This is a genomic window from Streptomyces sp. NPDC040405 (assembly GCF_055595765.1).
This window is the reverse complement of record NZ_JBVIVI010000018.1, coordinates 14,228-30,948: the sequence shown is the minus strand read 5'-3', so window position 1 is coordinate 30,948 and position 16,721 is coordinate 14,228. Positions and strand designations below refer to the sequence as shown.

The following is a 16,721-nucleotide window of genomic DNA, read 5'->3' as shown; positions in this document are numbered from 1 at the left end:
CTGGTGCCTGCTCCGCAGTCGGGCGCGTGCGACCAAGTGCTTAGAAGGCGCCTGCTCTACCCACTGAGCTACGGAGACTGACCTGTGTAAACGCAGCTTCCTTACGCTCCCCCCCCGGAGGCCGGGGGACACATGCGGGAATCGTTGATCCCCGGCGACCGTCCAGTTTACCAACTTTCGAACTGAACAGGTGGGCTGTGAACTGCGCAGATACATCGCGTAGGTGTCCGTGACGTGGTGGACCGTCGGTGAGGACGGCCTCGATCGTGTCCGCACGGAAGCAGAGTGAGGCACTCAACACCTCGCTGACGGCATCGCGGTGCTCCGCGGCATCCTCGCCTCGGACGGCGCGCTTACCAAACCCGCCGCGGCCTCCGCGTGCTTGCTGGTAGCGCCATCGTGGCCGGGCGGTCGTCTTCGTCTCTGTCAAGGACTTCCACGCCCGCATCGACGACCCTGATCTCGACGTCGACTCGGTGTTCGTGCTGCGCGGCTGCGGCCCCAAGGGCTACCCGGGCATGCCCAAGGTGGCCAACATGCCGCTCCTGAAGAAACTCCCCAAAACAGGGTGCGCGCGACATGGTCCTCGTCTGTGAGAGCCGCATGAGCGGCACGGCGTACGGCACCGTCGTCTTGTACGTGGCACCGGAGGCCCGCTCGCGCTCGCACGTACGGGGACCACATCAGCCTCGTCGTGCCGGCCGACGAACTCGCCCGCATGATCCACACCAAGAACACCTGGTCGGCGACTTCCTCGTCGGCTCCAGCGTCTCGGACGTGAGCCGTGAATCCACTCACTGAGTCCGGGTCCATGCATCACCAGCCCCGATGTCGCGGCGAGACACGACGACTATCCAGAGCAGCCCTCGTGATGGGAGGCGTCGGCGGGCGGGGCGCGACAGCGACCAAACAGCTCAGGGCAGACGGGCTGAAGGTAACCGCAATCGACCTCCACTACGCCGGAGTCTGCGGGGCGCGACGGAAGTAGGACTTTCGACGCCTTGACGGCTGCTGTCGGTTCCGAGTTCTCGCGGCAATCCTTCATTCAGTGCATCAGCCTGGCTCTCCCTTCCATTTAGCTGCCACTATGACGGTTGGTAACGGAATGGATGGTCTGTGTGAAGGAGCACGATGGTCGCGCCCTTGGGGGTACGCAGGGCAAGCCGCTGGCAGGACTCCGTACGGCTGCTGCTGCTGATCGACGCGGCAGCAAGGCCGCTGGCCGAGGGCGAGACGGCGCCCCCGTCAACAGTGGGCGTGGTGCACACCCAGGTGCGCCTGCAGAAGCTTGACTTCTGGGTGCGCTACCCGGACTACCTGGCCTTCGAGCTCATGAATGAATACGAGGCAGCGCCTGACGAGCAGGATCTGCTTGCCCTAGCTGCGGACATCCTGGAATCCGAAGAGCCGGACCTTCGGCGCTTTCCCATGCTGCGCCACAAGTTCGGTGCCTTCGAGGAACTCGATGACGCACTGGCGCCGCTAGTGGAGCGTGGTCTGCTGCGCAAAACACAGATCCTTGGCCGCACCGGCCAGAAGCGCGTGGTCGAGCATGTGTACTTCCTTCTCGAACGGGGCCGTGAAGTGGCCGGCTCGCTGATTGAAGACGCGCCCGCGCTGGCGTGGTACGCCCACCGTACTCAGCTGGTCGTGGCGCTGGTCGACGGTCTCGGCGGAACGCAGATCAAGAACAGGCAGTATCTCTTGAGTGACTATGCCGACACTCCATGGAGGCACTACATCGGACCCATCACCGAGCCGGCGCGAGAACGGCTGCGTCAGCTGAAGACCGCAATGCCCGTGCCCAACGTAGACCAGGAGGCCTCGTGACGGCGCCGTCCGAAAACAGTACCGCCAAGGCAACCGGCGTCCCCCTGGCCGGCGACATTCTGCAAAGCGTCGCCTCGAAGACGGGCCTGACTGCGGAACAGGTCGAACGGTCGCTCGCGGAGGCCAACATCACCTTGAAGAGCCCCGCGGCGGCCGACCGCCGGCTGCGTATGCTGCGACTTCGGGCCCAGGGGGTGAAGCACTCGGGTGAACCCTTCAAGGTGGAGCAGAGCTTCTCATCCGGCGTGTGGGCGATCGTCCATCCCGACAACAGTGCAGGCAAGACCAGCCTGTTGGAGTTCCTGGTCTGGCCCCTGCGCGGGGAGCCGCGAGATCTGCCGCCGGACGTCCGGTCCTGGGTGCGGCATCTGAGCCTGGACCTGGCTGTGGCCGGGCGTGCCATCCGTATCGCCCTCGACATCGACCCCGACGCCCATCCAGCACTGACGGGACGCATCCTTTCCGCCGACACACCGGAGCAGCTGCTGGCCGCTGACGACAGCGGGAATGGGCTGCGGCTGCTGGGGCAGGCGTCCGGAACCGACGAAGTGGACCGCAGTATCGGATCCTTCTTCCTCGACGCGCTACGCATGGGACACACCAGCCTGTGGCAGACCGGCGGTGGCGCCGACGGCGGAGGCGCACCCCAGGTCCACGGTTGGGCCTCGTACTTCGGAGCGTGCTACCTCAACCCGGGCGGCGACGAGATCCTTCTTGGGGACGTCAACGCCGTGGGCCTGTCCGCCCGGCTCATGGAGCTGTTCGTCGACATCCCCTACAGCACCGTCCTCACCCAGTTGTCGGTCGCCGGCAAGCGCGAGCGGAAGACCCTCGCACAGGAGAAGCGCCGCGCGGAGGGAGACGCCGACGCGCGCAAGACCGAACGGGTCTCCTGGCAGAAACAGTTGGAGCAGCTTTCCCGCCAGATCGCCGACCTCCGGGAGGTGGCGAGCAGGGATGTCTCGCCCCTGCTCCAGGCCGCCGACCAGGCCGCGGCACGCCTTCGGGAAGCGCAGGGACTGTTGCGCGAGGCCGAGCAGGACTTGACCGAGACGAACACGGCCAGGGTGCGCGCCGATCAAGCGCTGTTGGACGCGCGCGAGACCTGGCAGGCACGGCGGGTGCTGGGCCGGCTCAATCCGGTGTGCTGTCCGCGATGCGAGGAGCCCCTCGACCAGGTTCGCCATCAGCAGGAGCGAGAGGACGCCTCCTGCGCGGTGTGCACCCGGCAGCTGCCCGAGGTCGACGAAGAAACTGCCGAAGTGCTTCTGCACGACTTGGAATTGCAGCTGGGGAGCGCCCGGAAGGCCGAGGAAGCGGCGGGTCGGCAGCGCGATGCCGTGACCGGCACGGTAACGGACGCGCTCGCGGAGCAGCGGGCGGCCGCGGCCGCGCTGCAGGAAGCCCTGTCGACGTCGCAGAATCATGAGCGTCTTCGCCAGCTGGAGTTGCAGGCGGCTGGTTTGGAAGGGCGCCTGGCCGCTACCGGTTCGGTCCCCGAGGAACCGCCCGTGCCCGTGTCCGCGCAGGTCTTGGCGGCCGTGACGGAGGCCGTCCGGGAGGCGGTAGACACCTCCGCCAAGCGGCTTTTCCCAGCGATGAACACTCAGATCGTTGAGCTGGCGACCCGCTTCGGAGTGCAGAACCTCGACAGCGTCCGGCTCGATCGCTCGGGCAAGGTCAACGCCGTCAAGGCCGGTGTGAAGACTTCGTTCAAAAGCCTCAGCCGCGGTGACCGGCTCCGGATGCGGATTGCCACGGTCATCGCGCTGCTGCGTGTCGGAGCGGATCGCGGCGTTGCCGCCCATCCCGGTCTGCTGCTGATCGACTCAGTCGCGGCCGAGGAGGTCACCGAAGTACCGGCTCGCACCCTGATCGCCGAGCTGCAAGCCATCGCCAAGGATCTTCCCGACCTGCAGGTGGTACTCACCACCGCACAGCCCGAACTCCTGGATGCCCTGCCCGCTGACCAGCTCATCACCCGTGATGGCGAACACATGTTCTAGTCTGCTTGTTCGAGTCCCACGGGACGCAGCAGAAGGGAGAGGGACGGTGGCTTCGAGCGTGGAGGAGGCCCTCCAGGAATGGGCCAGCCGCGCGAGCGAGGAGGAACTGGACTTTGGCCCCCGCATGGAGGACCTCGGCGGAGCAGACGCCGTTGCGGCAGAGGCCGACACCTGGGCCAGCGGCCCACAGCTGCCCTACATCCTCACCGCGCTGGCCCACGGCCTCGACACCCTTCCTGACGACCGGACGCGCGCTCTTCTCGCTGCTGCCCAGAGCGGACTGCGCCATCCCCACTCGGCGTGGGTCCTGGCCGACGCCCTCGACGTCGTGTGCGCCCAGCCCGGCCTCGCGGCCCGCCTAGGCGCCCGGACACTGAGAGATCTTGCTTCGCTCGCCGAGGACGCTCTCTCCGGCGAATCGGATCCCCCACTTGCTCAGCCGGCCATTGCCGGTCTCCTGCGCCTGGCCGTCGCCGGAGGCACCCCGCACCGTCTGCTCGCACTGCTCACCGAGATCACCGGCACCGAGCCTGCCGACGCCCTGGAACGCCTACCGATCCTGATCGGCATCGCCCGCGACCATTTCGCCGACACCGGCCGGCTCCTCGACGTCCTCAATGCCTTGGAAAACCAACCCGATCTCGCCCCAGCCACGCGGGCCGACGCAAGCTTCGAGCTGGCCCTGGCCGACGAGCGCACCGCCCTTGAGGCCGCAGACCGCACCACGGCCGACGAGCAACTACGCCGAGCCCTGATGCGGTTCGCGGAGATCGACCGCAACCACGAAGCCCGCCTTGACGCCCGAGCTCACGCAGCCGCCATCAAAGCGGTCCTCGCATTCGCCGACCTTGAGAAGAATCCAACGGGCGCCGACAAAGCCCGGCAGCAGCTCACCGAGGCATCCGACCAACTGGACGCCGCTGCCGCGAACCTGGCCGCATGGACAGGCCGCATGCACCAGCTCGACTGGCTCAGCGCACGCGGTCTCACCCAAAGCGCCTGGTCACGCCTAGTCACCACCCTGAACACCGCACAGACACACCTTGACCAGCCCAGCTGGTACAACCCCGCCAGCGCCCTCAACGACCTGCTGCAGATCTACGTCGCCAGCCGCAGCATCCACATCCCCGCACCCGACGCGCCAGGACTCAACGCACTGATCAGTCCCACTCTGGAGGCTCCCTTCGTACGCAGCGAAGGCCTCCTGCACCAGATGGAACAAGCTCTGGCCCACGACCCCCAGTTCACCGGCCACCCCGACGCCCAGGCGTTGCACGACGCCGTCCAGAAGCGGCGCCAGCAATCAGCCACCGCAGCGGCGCAACAGGAGGGGATGCCGGGAAAATCACTCGAAGGCCGCCCAGAGCTTGCCGCGCTCTTCCTCACTGACGGCGTTGTCGACCCGCACGCTCTCGACCTGCTCGAGCAGCGTGCACGCGAAATCAGCAAGGGATACACCCCCACTGGCAACGCCCGCGTCGATGGGCACCTGGAGACGCTGCTCGACATCATGAAGACCAGTCCGGCCTGGAAGCCCAGCGACAGCCACTACTTCGCTACTCTTCTTGAGCACTTCCTGCGCTTCCTCTACGACCGCTTCGACGCCCAGGCCAATCTCTATGGCGATCGCACCGCCTACCTCGGACCAGCACACAAGAACCCTGAGGGCGCCGAGGTCCCCTGGAACGAGAAGAACCTCCAGGACGATTTCCACCAGCACCTCAGCCCGCTCTTCCCGCCCGGCAGCGTCGAGCGGGAGAAGTGGGACATGGCCGGCGGACGCGCCGACGTCATCTTCACGCCGCAGCTCGGCAGCCGATTCGTCGCCGAGATCAAGTGGCGTACCTCGCCGTGGAAGACCCAAGAGGTTATCGAGCGGAAATACCTCGCCCAGGCAGCGAACTACACCGCTACCGGACCGCCCTTTGCGCTTCTTCTCGTCGGTGACGCCAGCGACCACTCTGCCGGCTACCGTGACATCGAAGACAGCATCTGGGTCATCAGCCATGCCCGCAGTGCCACCGAGATCCCGCGCCTGGTCGTGACCGGCGTCCTCCCGACCGCACGCCAGACCCCGCACGCGCTGCGCGTACAGCGATCAGCCAGCACACGGGGCAGACAGCGACGCAGCGGCCAAGCCTAGAATTTCCGGCTCGGTCAAGTTCTCCAGACCGCTCGTCGCCAGTCACTTGGACTGATGCCGTAGACATCCCAGGGCGGAACCTCCACGCCCCCAACGCAATTGATAACCAGGGCGTGAGTCACCCTCCGTAGCGTCTTGATCTTGGCGTTGGCCGTCGTTGGCCGCGTGTTCGCGGACGGGGATGCGGTGCCGGATAGTGATCTTCTCGGGGCCGATGAGCACGTCCTTGACGAGGAGTCGCAGGACGCGCTGACGCTCGGGGACCTCGGCGCTTTCGGCGTTGTCGCGGAGCTGGGCGAGGAAGCCTTCGAGGTCGTCGGCGAGCTTTAGGTAGGCGTCGCGGTCGGCGATCTGGGTTTCCAGGGCGTGGAGTTGGCTTCGCAGGTTGCTCTCTCGTGCACGCAGGGAGGGCGGTTATGCGGGATGATGAACGGGCAGGCACGGCAGGGCTGATGCGTTCTCACTCAGCGAGATGAGCTGATCGCGTGTGCGCGCCGAGGCGGCCGGACTGCCCGGACTGGAGACGGTGAACGCGACCCCCGATGATCAAGGTTCTCGAAGCCTTTGATCACGAACAGGGGTCGCGTTCGCGTGTCATCCTCCCTGATCGAAGTCCTGCAGCGCCACTGCGGGGACGTCGGCCTGCCCTGCCCGCTCGAGCAACTCGCCTCACTCCGTGAGGTCTTGGACCGACTCCCCGATCCGAGGCGGGTGAGGGGCCGTCGCTATCGGCTGGGCTCCCTGCTCGCCTTGTGCCTGCTCGCGGTCCTCGGCGGCGCCACCACCCTGGCCGGCATCGCCCGGTTCGCCGTCGACGCCGCCCCCGAAATAGGGACACGTATCGGTCTGACGCGTCTGCCGCGTGCCACCACCCTGGGCCGCCTGCTCTCCCGCATCGACGGCGACGCCTTCGATGACGCCGTGGGTGCCTGGCTCGCCCGGTACTCCCGTGACCCGGTCGAGGACGAGGCGCCCGCACTGGTGGGAAAGGCCGTACGCGGCAGCCGCCGTGACGGCCGGACGGCCGTCCACCTCCTGGCCGCGGTCCTGCACGAGACCCAGGCCGTGATCTCCCAGCGCCAGATCGCCGCGAAGAGCAACGAAATCCCCGCCTTCGCCCCGCTGCTTGAGCCACTCGACCTGCGCGGCCACGTCATCACCGCCGACGCGCTGCACACCCAGACCGGCCACGCCGAGCAGATCACCGCCCAGGGCGCCCACTACATCCTGGTCGTCAAGGGCAACCAAAAGAAACTCCGCCGTCAGCTGCGGCGCCTGCCCTGGCGCGAGGTCCCGCTCCAGCACCGCACCCGCGACCAGCGTCACGGACGCCGTGAGATCCGCCGGCTCAAGGTCTGCACCGTCCAACCCGGACTGCTCTTCCCTCACGCCGTCCAGGCCATCGAGGTCAAGCGCCGCCGCACCAACCGCAGGACCGGCAAGACCACCATCAAGACGATCCACGCGGTCACCAGCCTCACCCCGGACCAGGCCACAGCATCCCAGCTCGCCGAACTCATCCGCGGGCACTGACAGGTGGAAGCCCTGCACCACGTCCGGGACGTGACCTTCGCCGAAGACGCCTCCAGCGTCCGCACCGGCACATCACCCCGCGCCATGGCGACTCTCCGCAACCTCGCCATCGGCCTCATCCGCCAGGCCGGATGGACCAACATCGCCGCCGCCACCGACCACTACCGGTCACGAACCGACCACGCACTCCAACTACTCGATCTTGAAACCTGAGAACGCATCAGCCCTGGCAGGCACGGTCTCGCTCGGCGGTCATACGGATTCGACACCCACATGATCACCGGCGCCGTGCCTGCGCTCGTTCCCAGTGCCGACCGTGGACATACGACAAGCCGTCACTTCTCATGCAAAGCCGACGAGTTACGCACCTCGACACTCCTCAAAAGCCCCTGATTCCCGGTGCAGTCCGAACCGCGTGACGTCAATCGCCAAATCCATCCTCACTCTGGAGCGGCAACGCTGAAGAAGGTCAATGATCACGACATCGTCGTCAGCTGCTGAACCCGATGATCTTCGACAGTGCTGAAGAGCCTGAACGTCAGAACACGACCTGCAACCGGATCGGCTGCGTGAAGAACAACGATGCGCCGCGGAGCGGTACCCACATGACCGAAAGTTTCACGACTCCACCCAGCCCCCAATATTCCCTCATGCAAGTCACGCTGAAAGCCAAGACCCCAGCTGCGCGGACCAAGGTCGTAGAGCTGTATCGAACGGCTGATTTCGAGCAAAAGCATGGCAGTTGACGGAGCCAGCAGAGTCCCATGCCCTTTCAAGGAGTTCAAGAGATCCGCGTACACCAGGCCAATAGCCGCGGCCGTCGATACGCCGGCTTGGCCGGGGTTTGCAGGGTTCAAACCTCGCGACTCGTCCTCGACGGGGACGAAACGCGTGCTCCCGTCACGGCGATGCAGTGGGCCGTATTGCCAGCCCGAGCGCGGCACAAGGAACAGGCCGCGCAGGGCAAGCGGTCCAGCGATTTTCTCCGCTATGACGTGTTCGAGGGACATCGAGTACACGCGCTCGAGAATCGCTCCGAGCAACGCCGATGTGGTCTGCGCGTTGTAGTGCGCGGCCCCGGGTCGAGGAACGGCACACGCAACGATGCGTCGAGCCCGTTCGTCCAGTGACGGAGTGTTTTTGTACAGGGTGGGCGGAAGCCTGACGGCGTGTCCGAGTAAATCTGCAATAGTGACCAACGCCATGGATGGGGTGCAGTCGTCGAAATAGTGCGACAGCGGGGTACGCAGGCCAATGAGGCCCTCCTCCGCCGCGATGCCCGCACTGACAGCCAGCACGGGCTTGTTCGCACAGTAGAGGCGTCCAGCGGTGTCCGGCGTCACGTCCGTCCCCGGAGCTGCTTCTCCTGCGACGATGTGACGGCCCTCGCCATTTTCCATAAGGAACAGCTGAGCGCCGAGGATGATCTTTCGGTCGACCCATTCCTTCAGCAGGACACGGATACGCGTCACGGACTCGGGGGTCCGGCCCTCTTTCCACACAGGAAATCCGTGTCTTCACAGGCTCGATTTGAGGTACGTCAGCACTCGTTCTTCAGTTTCACTCAGAGCTCTCTCTGCAGCAGAGACGGGAAATATTCTGGCATCCACTTCGAGAGATAAGCGAAATATGCCTGTCGGGCTCTTTCCGGAGTCAATCTTGATCGCACGCCCATTTTGATGAACCCGGAAGCTCGGATATTCATAATTACTGAACTTCAGGAGGGATTCGAGGTCATCGCTTCGCGCGCGGAGCTGTTCCGGGTTGGTCGTGGCACTGTATCCGTCGTTGAGAGAAACTCCGATCATCGCCCTGTCCGGCCACCCTGAATCCCGGCACACGGCATCGAAATCCATGGGGTCACACGCGGCAAAGAGCTGTCCGCGCATCATTGTCCGTGCCGATTCGCCGATGCGCTCACCTACCATCCGCCCCCGCGATTTCGTAATGATCGGGATGGATCGAGAGTACATCCCCAGGGCGGACCGCTCCACTTGCGAACGTCGAGTCGAAACAATCATATTGAAAAGGGGTGGAATTTCTGCGAAGCCCTCGAAAGTCAAGGTGGCAAGATGGCAGAGAATATGTCCGACGCTAACCTTATGGCGCTCTGCGAGCATCGGAAGAGCTGCACCGAGGAAGGGAGAGTCCAGGGCGACCTTGGCAAAGTCGAGGGTACTGCCACTCCTCACTTCGGCCACATGGGACAACCATGCGTCGGGAGATGGAGCTGCCAGTTCGGATCTCCAATAATCAATAGCCTTTTCATTGCGCCTCCGCCTGGCGTCCGTAGACTCTAGGGCCACCTGATCGGCGGGCTGATGTATCGCGCCAACTGGGGCGCCTTCCCTGGAAATTACACTTCGAAAATAGCGCTTCAGATATACTGCACCCGCCAAGTCAGTGATGATGTGGTCGAGGAACACGTGGAATCGCACTGGCTCTCCTCGGATTCCCAGCCCGATGGCCATGCAGACAGGCGGATGCCCATGAAGATCGAAATTATGCGTACGCATGGACTTGTCAATGCTATCCGGGAGTTCCGGAGAATCACCGTGCGTAGCGTAGAGGTAGACGGGAATCTGCGCCTGACGCTCAACGACCTGAACCGGTTTGGATTTTCCGCCTAATTCGTACCGAGTCCGGAGGGTGTCGAATCTTCCGACTATTCCTTCCAGCGTCCCGAGGGCGTCAGCGAGAGACCTACCGGTCGGGAAATCAAGAGAGAAAATCATGTTTCCTCTACGCCGGTCCGGGCTTTCGGGAGGAAACTCGTTCCACCACCACCGCTGCCCCCAGGTAAAAGGGAGAACGCCCGGCTCGCCCCGTACCGCCAGTGTCGTCATTTCACTCATGTCCGACATCGCCTCCTCGGTATCCAATCCCTGGTTCAGCAAAGGCCATTTTCCGTCGAGCCGTACTCCAGTGCTCTTTGTCGCCATCATTCAGCTCAGCAAGAGATACCTCACTTTGCCGGAAGGAGTTCTCGGGAGATGTTCCACGGTTCGCAGTTTCAGACATCCCGCTGGAACTCCCAGACCAGCCAGTCCCCAGGCCCGCAGCCGTTTCAGAGACTCAGGTCCTCCCTCGATATGAAGGTGGACTTGATCGGGTTCCATGAACACGGCCGCTGCCGCGGTCCCGCCGAGGGCAGATGCCGCTGCGGCCTCGACCGCGTCCAGATTGACCCGTTCACCCAGTACTTTGACCTGGCGATCGAAACGGCCCTCGATGTACAACACGCCGTCTTGCAGACGACCCATGTCCCCCGTCCGCAGTTCCCCATTGCAGACGTCGGACAGTGCGAGATCATCACGTATCCCGGCATAGCCGAGCATGACGTTGGGCCCCCTGTAGTGCACTTCGCCCCGCTGACCGGGGGCGACCTCGGATCCGTCCGGTCCGCGAATCTCGATCCGCCCGCCCGGTATCGGAACTCCGACACTTCCTTCGTGCTCAGCAGCCAACCCCGGATCCAGGCAAGTCATCCGCGCGGTCGCCTCGGTCTGGCCGTACATGTAGAAAACGGAACCCTCGGGACCGACCGCTTCGCGAAGCCGTCGCAGCGAGTCGGCCCGCAATGGGCCGCCGGCCACCAGCAGCGATCGCAGCGCGGACAACCGTCCCTTCGAGACCGGATCCTGCAGGATGAAACGCACCGTGGACGGAACCATCCCCGTAGATGTCGCACCCCAGCGTTCGACGTCCGTCCAGAAGCGGTCGCTGGTCGGCGATGCCGTGGTCAGGCCCACGGTGGCACCCGCCACGAGATGGGAATGGAACATGGATAGACCGAAGCTGTAGTCCAAGCGCAGTGAAGTCGCGACGAGGTCCGAGCCGCGGATGTCTGTCGCTGCAACGATACTTTCGGCGTTACTCACGAGGTTGTCGTACGAGAGCCGTACCAGTTTGCCCTCGGAGGTGGAGCCGGAGGTACGTGCGACCAAGGCCAATTCCTGTGCGACCGCGACCGGGTGAGCGTCGATGGACCAACGAGCCACCCCGCCGTGCGGAACTTTCCGCACATGGCGCTGGTAATGCGGTGAAGGTTCGGACGCTCTGACGCATGAGGGCCCCATGAGCACATCGGGGCGGAGTCGCTCGATCAACCTCGGCGCGTCACCATAGCCCGCGGCTTCCATCAGCATCACCGCATGGCCGGCACGTAACGCGGCCGCGTAGGCCAGAGCTCCCGTCAAGGAGCGAGGGTTCTCCACCATCACGAGTTTCTTGGCGTCATCACCCAGGAATCGGGCGATGTCATCGGCCATCTGCCGTGCCCGCCTGCGGGTGAGGATCTGCGTCTCATCGACAAGCGCCGTGGCGTCGTCCGCGCCCTCGGCCAGCAGGTCGAAAGCCGCGAACGTCATCGTCCCGCCTCGATGTTCGCGGCAAGGGCTGCCAGAGAGTTGACCCGGAAGACGTCCACGGGCTCGATCTCGACCTCCCAGATGTCCGCGACGGCCTCGCTCAACTCAAGGCAGAGCAACGAATCACCACCCAGGTCCCTGATGTCGTCGGTCATGCTGAGTACCGCGGCATCGGGCAGGGTGAGACGGAGTCTCTCCGCCAACTGCGACTCCACCGGCCCTTCGGGGGACTGCATCCGGTGGAACTTCCTGGTGGCAACCGCCTCGTCACTGATCGCGTCGTCCTCCAGGCCCTCCCCCGAGTGGAGAACCGTAAAGACGACTCGGTGCGGCTGGGTCGCGAGGAGCTCACTTAAAACGGCGCGCACTTCAGGCACGGAAATGAAGGAGCGAGGTGCCACCGCGACGACATAGTCACTGTCCGCTGTGCGCCGGTAAAGCCCTGAGAAATGCGGATGATCAGGAATCGCTTGCACGGTCACTGTTCTTCTCCCTTGCGAAGTGCTTCTGCGCCATTTCCGAGATCAGAGTGCGGTTGACCTTGCCCGACAGCGACCGGGGAACAGCGTCGACTTCGATGATTCTGCGAGGAACGGCGGCGGGCGGCAGCACCCGTCGCAGCGCCGGAATCAACTCGTTCGGCCCGGCGGTGGACCCGTGGGAGTCACGCACCACGAAACAGACGACACGCTGCCCCGTCACGTGATTGGAGACTGCCGCCGCGGCCGCGTCCTGGACCCCGGGGATTTCGAGCAGTGCCTCCTCGATGTCCGTGGCCAGGACGGTGGTCCCCCCGACGGTGATCCTCAGCTGGGGCCTCGGCTCGAGATAGAGGTAGCCGTCCGTGTCAAGCCTGCCGCGGTCGCCGATACTGACTTGCCCGTCGCTGGTCCAGGTGACGAGGTCTCGTTGTCCGACGTGCAGCGGTCGCGCCGACATTCCGCTCTTGAAGTAGACATCACCCAGTACGCCGGGCACCGTCGGCCGGCCGGAGGAGTCCATGACGGTCACCGAGGTGTAGAAGCCCCTGCCGACCGTTCCGGGACGCTCCTCCCATTCGTCTCCACGAGCCACCGTGGTCCCTATTCCTTCGGAGGCCCCGAACACCTCGTACACGTTTTCGGGGCCGAGTGTGGAATGCCAGAACCGTTTGATCGGCATCGAGCAGGCCGCACTCATGTGGACGACGGTCTTGAGGTCCGACGTCCCGAGACCGTCCTGCAGTTGGCGTTGCATGATCCGCAGATGCAGAGGAGTGGCGACGAGCCACTGGACGCGATCCCTGCGGACGTGGCCCAACACCTGCGCGGGGTCGGGCTTCTCGAACAGGTGGATCTCGGTGCGATAGTTCAACGCCTCCAACAGCATGCTCAGGGGAGCGGCGTGACGAATCGATCCAGCGAGGGAGACACGGGTTCCGTCCCTCAGCGCCAGCGCGCTCGCCAGGCTCAACCGGCGATCCCGGCCCAGGGTTCGGCGCATGCTGGTGTTCACCGCGTAACGGACCCGGCCGCTCGTACCCCCGGTTTTGAGCAACAGGGCCTGGCCCGGCAATGCCTCGCGCCGGGCGGCCTCGTCGTGTGGCCGCCGTTCCTGCCCGAGTGCACGAGCCGTCAGGCCCAGGCGTGCCAGTCGAGCAATCGACGTATCGGTGTCATCGTCTGGCAGAGCCACAGGATTCGGCAGTCCAAGGGCGGCGAGGAACTCCAACAGGAAGCGCGCGAACGGTGCTTGCCCGTTGGGCAGGAGGCAGATGGACTCGTCGGAGGCCACCTCCTGGCGCAGCTCCGCTCGGATCTGCGCCAGGTGTCCTCGCATGTCGTCCGGTTCGAGGAACTCCGTGCTGCCGTCGCACGAGTGGAGAACGAGAGATGCGGCGGGCATCCACTCGCCAACCGGCCGGCGTTGGTTCCGTCGAGTGGTCAACCCGGTCACCGCGCTTCCGGCTCGAGCAGCGATCGGTCGCGGTAGAGGACAAGGATTCCTACGGCGACGGCTGCGACGGCACCGGCACAGATGGCGAAGATGTGTTGCCAGGAGGTATGCGTCATCATGAGTCCCGCGAGGGCCGCCCCTATCACCCGGCCCGTGCGCGTCACCATGCGGTATGCGGCGGTCGTCCGACCCAACAGGTGCCCCTCGGTGACCAGTTGTCGAGCGGTGATGGAGACGGTGTTCCACAGCAGTCCGGCGGAGCCGCCCAGAACCAGGCAGCCGATGATGGCGTACCAACTCGATGTCAGAGCGGGAACGACGAACCAGATGACCCAGACGGCCAGACTCATGGACAGCACCGCGCGCAAGGGAAACGTCCGCGTCAGGGGCTGCACCAGTTGGTTGCCGACGAGCGCTCCCGCTGTACCGGCCAGGAGCAGAGCCGAGTAGCCGAGACCTGAGGCGCCCAAACCGTTGTCGGCCAGTGCGAAGGCCGTGAAGGACGTCTGCCAGACGTACCAGATGGCCGAGACTGTGAAACTCAGAGCGGCCAGCGTCAGGAGTGTGCGCTGGCGGTAGATGTGGCGGAATCCGTCCAACCCCACGGACACCATGGTCTGTACGCGCATGGGTTCGTCACGCAGGGCAGGAGTTTCCGGCAGTCCCCACGTCACGATCATAGTGATCAGGGCGAACGCCGCCAGAGCGAGCGTGGCACCCGACTGGCTCCAGGTGAGCAGTCCGCCACCCACCAACGGCCCGACGAAGCCGCCGTACAGCTGGGACACCTTGGCGATCTCCGTGTTGGCGGACACGAGCCGGTCCGGGTTCGACACCAGCTGCGGTACGAGTGACTGGCGCGCGATCTCCGAAGCCACGGCGCAGCTGCCCAATCCGAAAGCCAGGGCGGCCACAAGCCCCGGCACGGAACTGCCGAGCACGTACAGAGCGGCGAGCAGCGCCGCGAGCCCCGCGCGCACGACGGCCACGATCCGCAGTAGCCGCGTGCGCGACATGTGGTCGGCAAGATATCCGATCGGGAGTGATGCCAGTGTCCAGGGTGCCGTCACCGCCACGAAGACCGCCGCCACACCGTACTTCCCTGTGGACTGCTCCGCGAGCACCGGCAGGATCAGGGCGAAGGCACCGTCTTCCAGGCTTGACGCCGTGCTGGTCCTGCGCAGCACCTTGACGGGGCTCGGCGCCTCCTTCTTGACGGAGGAATGCATCACCGACCCCCCTGCACGTCAGCTCGATATGCCGACAGTTCGTGCGTCAGCACGGCCAGGGGGTGCTCGTAGAGCTCGGGATCAGGACGCGTGCGAGCCGCCCACGACAACGGATCGACGAGGCGGGCATCGTACGGGGACCGGTGCCACAGCGAACGGCGCGGCAGACGATCACTGGTGTCCAGGCGCGTCCGCAGGCGAAGCGCGGCGCTTTGCCATTGCGCGAGCGTCACCTCGCCGGCCTCCAGAATGGTGCCGAGCGCCCGATCGACACTCACCAGGCTCGTCGGCTCGGACTGAGCGGACGAGGTGAACGTCAACGCCAGGACGCCGTCCCCGGGCATACCGGGGAGCAGCGCCAGGTGAACACGGAACAGCGTGCCGTTGAGCCGACCCGCGCGCATCAAGGGACTTGAGAAGCCACCCGCGAAGCACTCGCACAGACACAGCCACGACAGCACGTCTTCGGGGGAGGCGACTTGCACGGACGCGGTGGCAGAGAAATGCGAGGGCCGCCGGACCAGGTCCATGCTCATGCCCCAGCGGTTCACACGTGTCATGGGCTTGGGCATCTAGGCCCTCCTCAGCATGGCGGCCGCGGATGCGCTGTGTTCGACAAGACGGGAGTCAAGTCGCGCAAAGGGGGCGCCCAGTCGTCCGCCTGACAGCATCCATGCCATCGACCGCGCGCATGCCGAGGGGGACTTGAGGCGCGCGGCCCACTCCTCCCGTAGTTGCTCGCGAGCCCAGTTCAAAGCGCTCGGCTCGACCACGGTCTCTCGAAGCCTGTCGAGCCGGCGCTCGAGCGCACCGAAGTCAAGGTCGGAGGGGAGGGGCACGGTGACAGTCGTCGGAGCGTTCTCACTGAACCATTCGTCGAAAAGGCCGTACCGCACGGCCGCACCGGCTTGGCGTTGAACCGCGGCAGCCTCTCTCGCCGCCAGCTTGGCGGCTGTCAACGCGGCGCTCTGCCCGGCAAGGTCGTTCGCTTCCATAGGAAGGACGATTTCGTCGTGCATCGTCTTGGAGGCAATGTCGGGGCGCGAAACATCACGGGCCTCAGGCGGCGTCCTGGAACCCAGCAGCGATTCCACGTGCTCAGGAGCAACCAGCGCCGAGTCGGCGACCACTGCGGCGGTGCACCGCTCGAGACGGATGTTCTGCGCGGCGAACTCTTTCCATGCCTCCTCGTAGACCGCCAGCCCCGCGAGCGCCGGGGCGACGACGGGATCGTGGTCCACGCCGATCCCCCCGTCGGGCGTGGGAATACACCAACGCCATCGATCCGACCAGGGAGCGAGCCCGGTCTTCTCCAGCACTTCGTTGTGGATGATCTCCGCCTGCTGAAGGGCAGCGGTGCTCGGACGGCGCAGGTCGGTGAGGTGAGCGACCATGGTCTCGGCAGCGCGCAGCAGGTGCCCTTGCGGTCCACTGACGGTGACGGTGAGATGGTCCCGTCTGGTCTGCGCCTCCAGTAGGCAACCGTGTTCCTCGAGCTGGGCGTACGGATACGCGGCCCCGCCCCTCGGCGCCATGACCATGTGCTCGGTGAAGTGAGCGAGACCGGGACGGTCGGCTCCCTCGGTGTGAAAGCCGACGGGAAACGTCAGCGCGAGCGCGCCGATGCCACCGTCGTGGTCGTACCAACCCAACCCCGGAGCCACCTCCCGCATCC

14 protein-coding genes and 1 pseudogene are annotated in these 16,721 nt (G+C 65.2%); 7 read left to right on the top strand and 8 right to left on the bottom strand.

The genetic code is table 11. The features are described 5' to 3' along the window. Positions 1–310 precede the first annotated feature (310 nt). The 7 genes and pseudogenes from ACZ59A_RS41025 to ACZ59A_RS40995 all read left to right on the top strand — a co-directional run. A pseudogene (locus ACZ59A_RS41025) lies at positions 311–801 on the top strand (dihydroxy-acid dehydratase); the annotation flags it as partial. Positions 802–1,131: 330 nt separating this feature from the next. Further along, positions 1,132–1,830 carry a hypothetical protein gene (locus ACZ59A_RS41020; RefSeq protein ID WP_470969940.1) on the top strand — a complete coding sequence of 233 codons (699 nt, stop codon included), beginning with the start codon at positions 1,132–1,134 and terminating at the stop codon, positions 1,828–1,830. Next, positions 1,827–3,836 carry a hypothetical protein gene (locus ACZ59A_RS41015; RefSeq protein WP_470969938.1) on the top strand — a complete coding sequence of 670 codons (2,010 nt, stop codon included), beginning with the start codon at positions 1,827–1,829 and terminating at the stop codon, positions 3,834–3,836. The genes ACZ59A_RS41020 and ACZ59A_RS41015 overlap by 4 nt, the downstream gene beginning before the upstream one ends. 46 nt (positions 3,837–3,882) lie before the next feature. Continuing rightward, the gene (locus tag ACZ59A_RS41010; RefSeq protein ID WP_470969936.1) at positions 3,883–5,979 is read left to right on the top strand and encodes a hypothetical protein; all 2,097 of its coding nucleotides are present in this window, start codon (positions 3,883–3,885) and stop codon (positions 5,977–5,979) included. Positions 5,980–6,120: 141 nt separating this feature from the next. Next, entirely contained in the window at positions 6,121–6,309 is a 189-nt protein-coding gene (locus ACZ59A_RS41005; RefSeq protein WP_470969933.1) for a hypothetical protein, read from the top strand. A gap of 261 nt (positions 6,310–6,570) precedes the next feature. Beyond that, the gene (locus ACZ59A_RS41000; protein WP_470969931.1) at positions 6,571–7,512 is read left to right on the top strand and encodes an ISAs1 family transposase; all 942 of its coding nucleotides are present in this window, start codon (positions 6,571–6,573) and stop codon (positions 7,510–7,512) included. A gap of 30 nt (positions 7,513–7,542) precedes the next feature. Continuing rightward, positions 7,543–7,725, top strand: a complete 183-nt coding sequence (locus ACZ59A_RS40995) for a hypothetical protein (protein ID WP_470969929.1) — start codon at positions 7,543–7,545, stop codon at positions 7,723–7,725. 263 nt (positions 7,726–7,988) lie between these two features. Here the strand turns inward: ACZ59A_RS40995 and ACZ59A_RS40990 are convergent, their stop codons facing one another. Genes ACZ59A_RS40990 through ACZ59A_RS40955 form a run of 8 tightly spaced genes read right to left on the bottom strand, consistent with a single transcriptional unit; the run spans position 7,989 to position 16,719 of the window. Further along, positions 7,989–8,984 (bottom strand): serine hydrolase domain-containing protein, encoded by a 996-nt coding sequence (locus tag ACZ59A_RS40990; RefSeq protein ID WP_470969926.1) that lies wholly within the window; start codon positions 8,982–8,984, stop codon positions 7,989–7,991. Between the two features lie 45 nt (positions 8,985–9,029). Further along, positions 9,030–10,457 (bottom strand): condensation domain-containing protein, encoded by a 1,428-nt coding sequence (locus ACZ59A_RS40985; RefSeq protein ID WP_470969923.1) that lies wholly within the window; start codon positions 10,455–10,457, stop codon positions 9,030–9,032. Then, a complete protein-coding gene (locus tag ACZ59A_RS40980; RefSeq protein ID WP_470969921.1) occupies positions 10,458–11,882 on the bottom strand; it encodes an AMP-binding protein in 1,425 nt (474 codons plus the stop codon). Beyond that, positions 11,879–12,364: an acyl carrier protein gene (locus tag ACZ59A_RS40975; protein ID WP_470969918.1), complete on the bottom strand. Its 486-nt coding sequence runs from the start codon at positions 12,362–12,364 to the stop codon at positions 11,879–11,881. The genes ACZ59A_RS40980 and ACZ59A_RS40975 overlap by 4 nt, the downstream gene beginning before the upstream one ends. Continuing rightward, on the bottom strand, positions 12,342–13,817 hold the full coding sequence (locus tag ACZ59A_RS40970) for an ANL family adenylate-forming protein (protein ID WP_470969915.1): 1,476 nt from the start codon (positions 13,815–13,817) through the stop codon (positions 12,342–12,344). The genes ACZ59A_RS40975 and ACZ59A_RS40970 overlap by 23 nt, the downstream gene beginning before the upstream one ends. Further along, positions 13,814–15,046 (bottom strand): MFS transporter, encoded by a 1,233-nt coding sequence (locus tag ACZ59A_RS40965; protein ID WP_470969912.1) that lies wholly within the window; start codon positions 15,044–15,046, stop codon positions 13,814–13,816. Before ACZ59A_RS40965 ends, ACZ59A_RS40970 begins: the two co-directional genes overlap by 4 nt. After that, positions 15,046–15,618: a hypothetical protein gene (locus tag ACZ59A_RS40960; RefSeq protein ID WP_470969910.1), complete on the bottom strand. Its 573-nt coding sequence runs from the start codon at positions 15,616–15,618 to the stop codon at positions 15,046–15,048. Before ACZ59A_RS40960 ends, ACZ59A_RS40965 begins: the two co-directional genes overlap by 1 nt. Beyond that, entirely contained in the window at positions 15,619–16,719 is a 1,101-nt protein-coding gene (locus ACZ59A_RS40955; RefSeq protein WP_470969908.1) for an insulinase family protein, read from the bottom strand. Between the last annotated feature and the right edge of the window lie 2 nt (positions 16,720–16,721).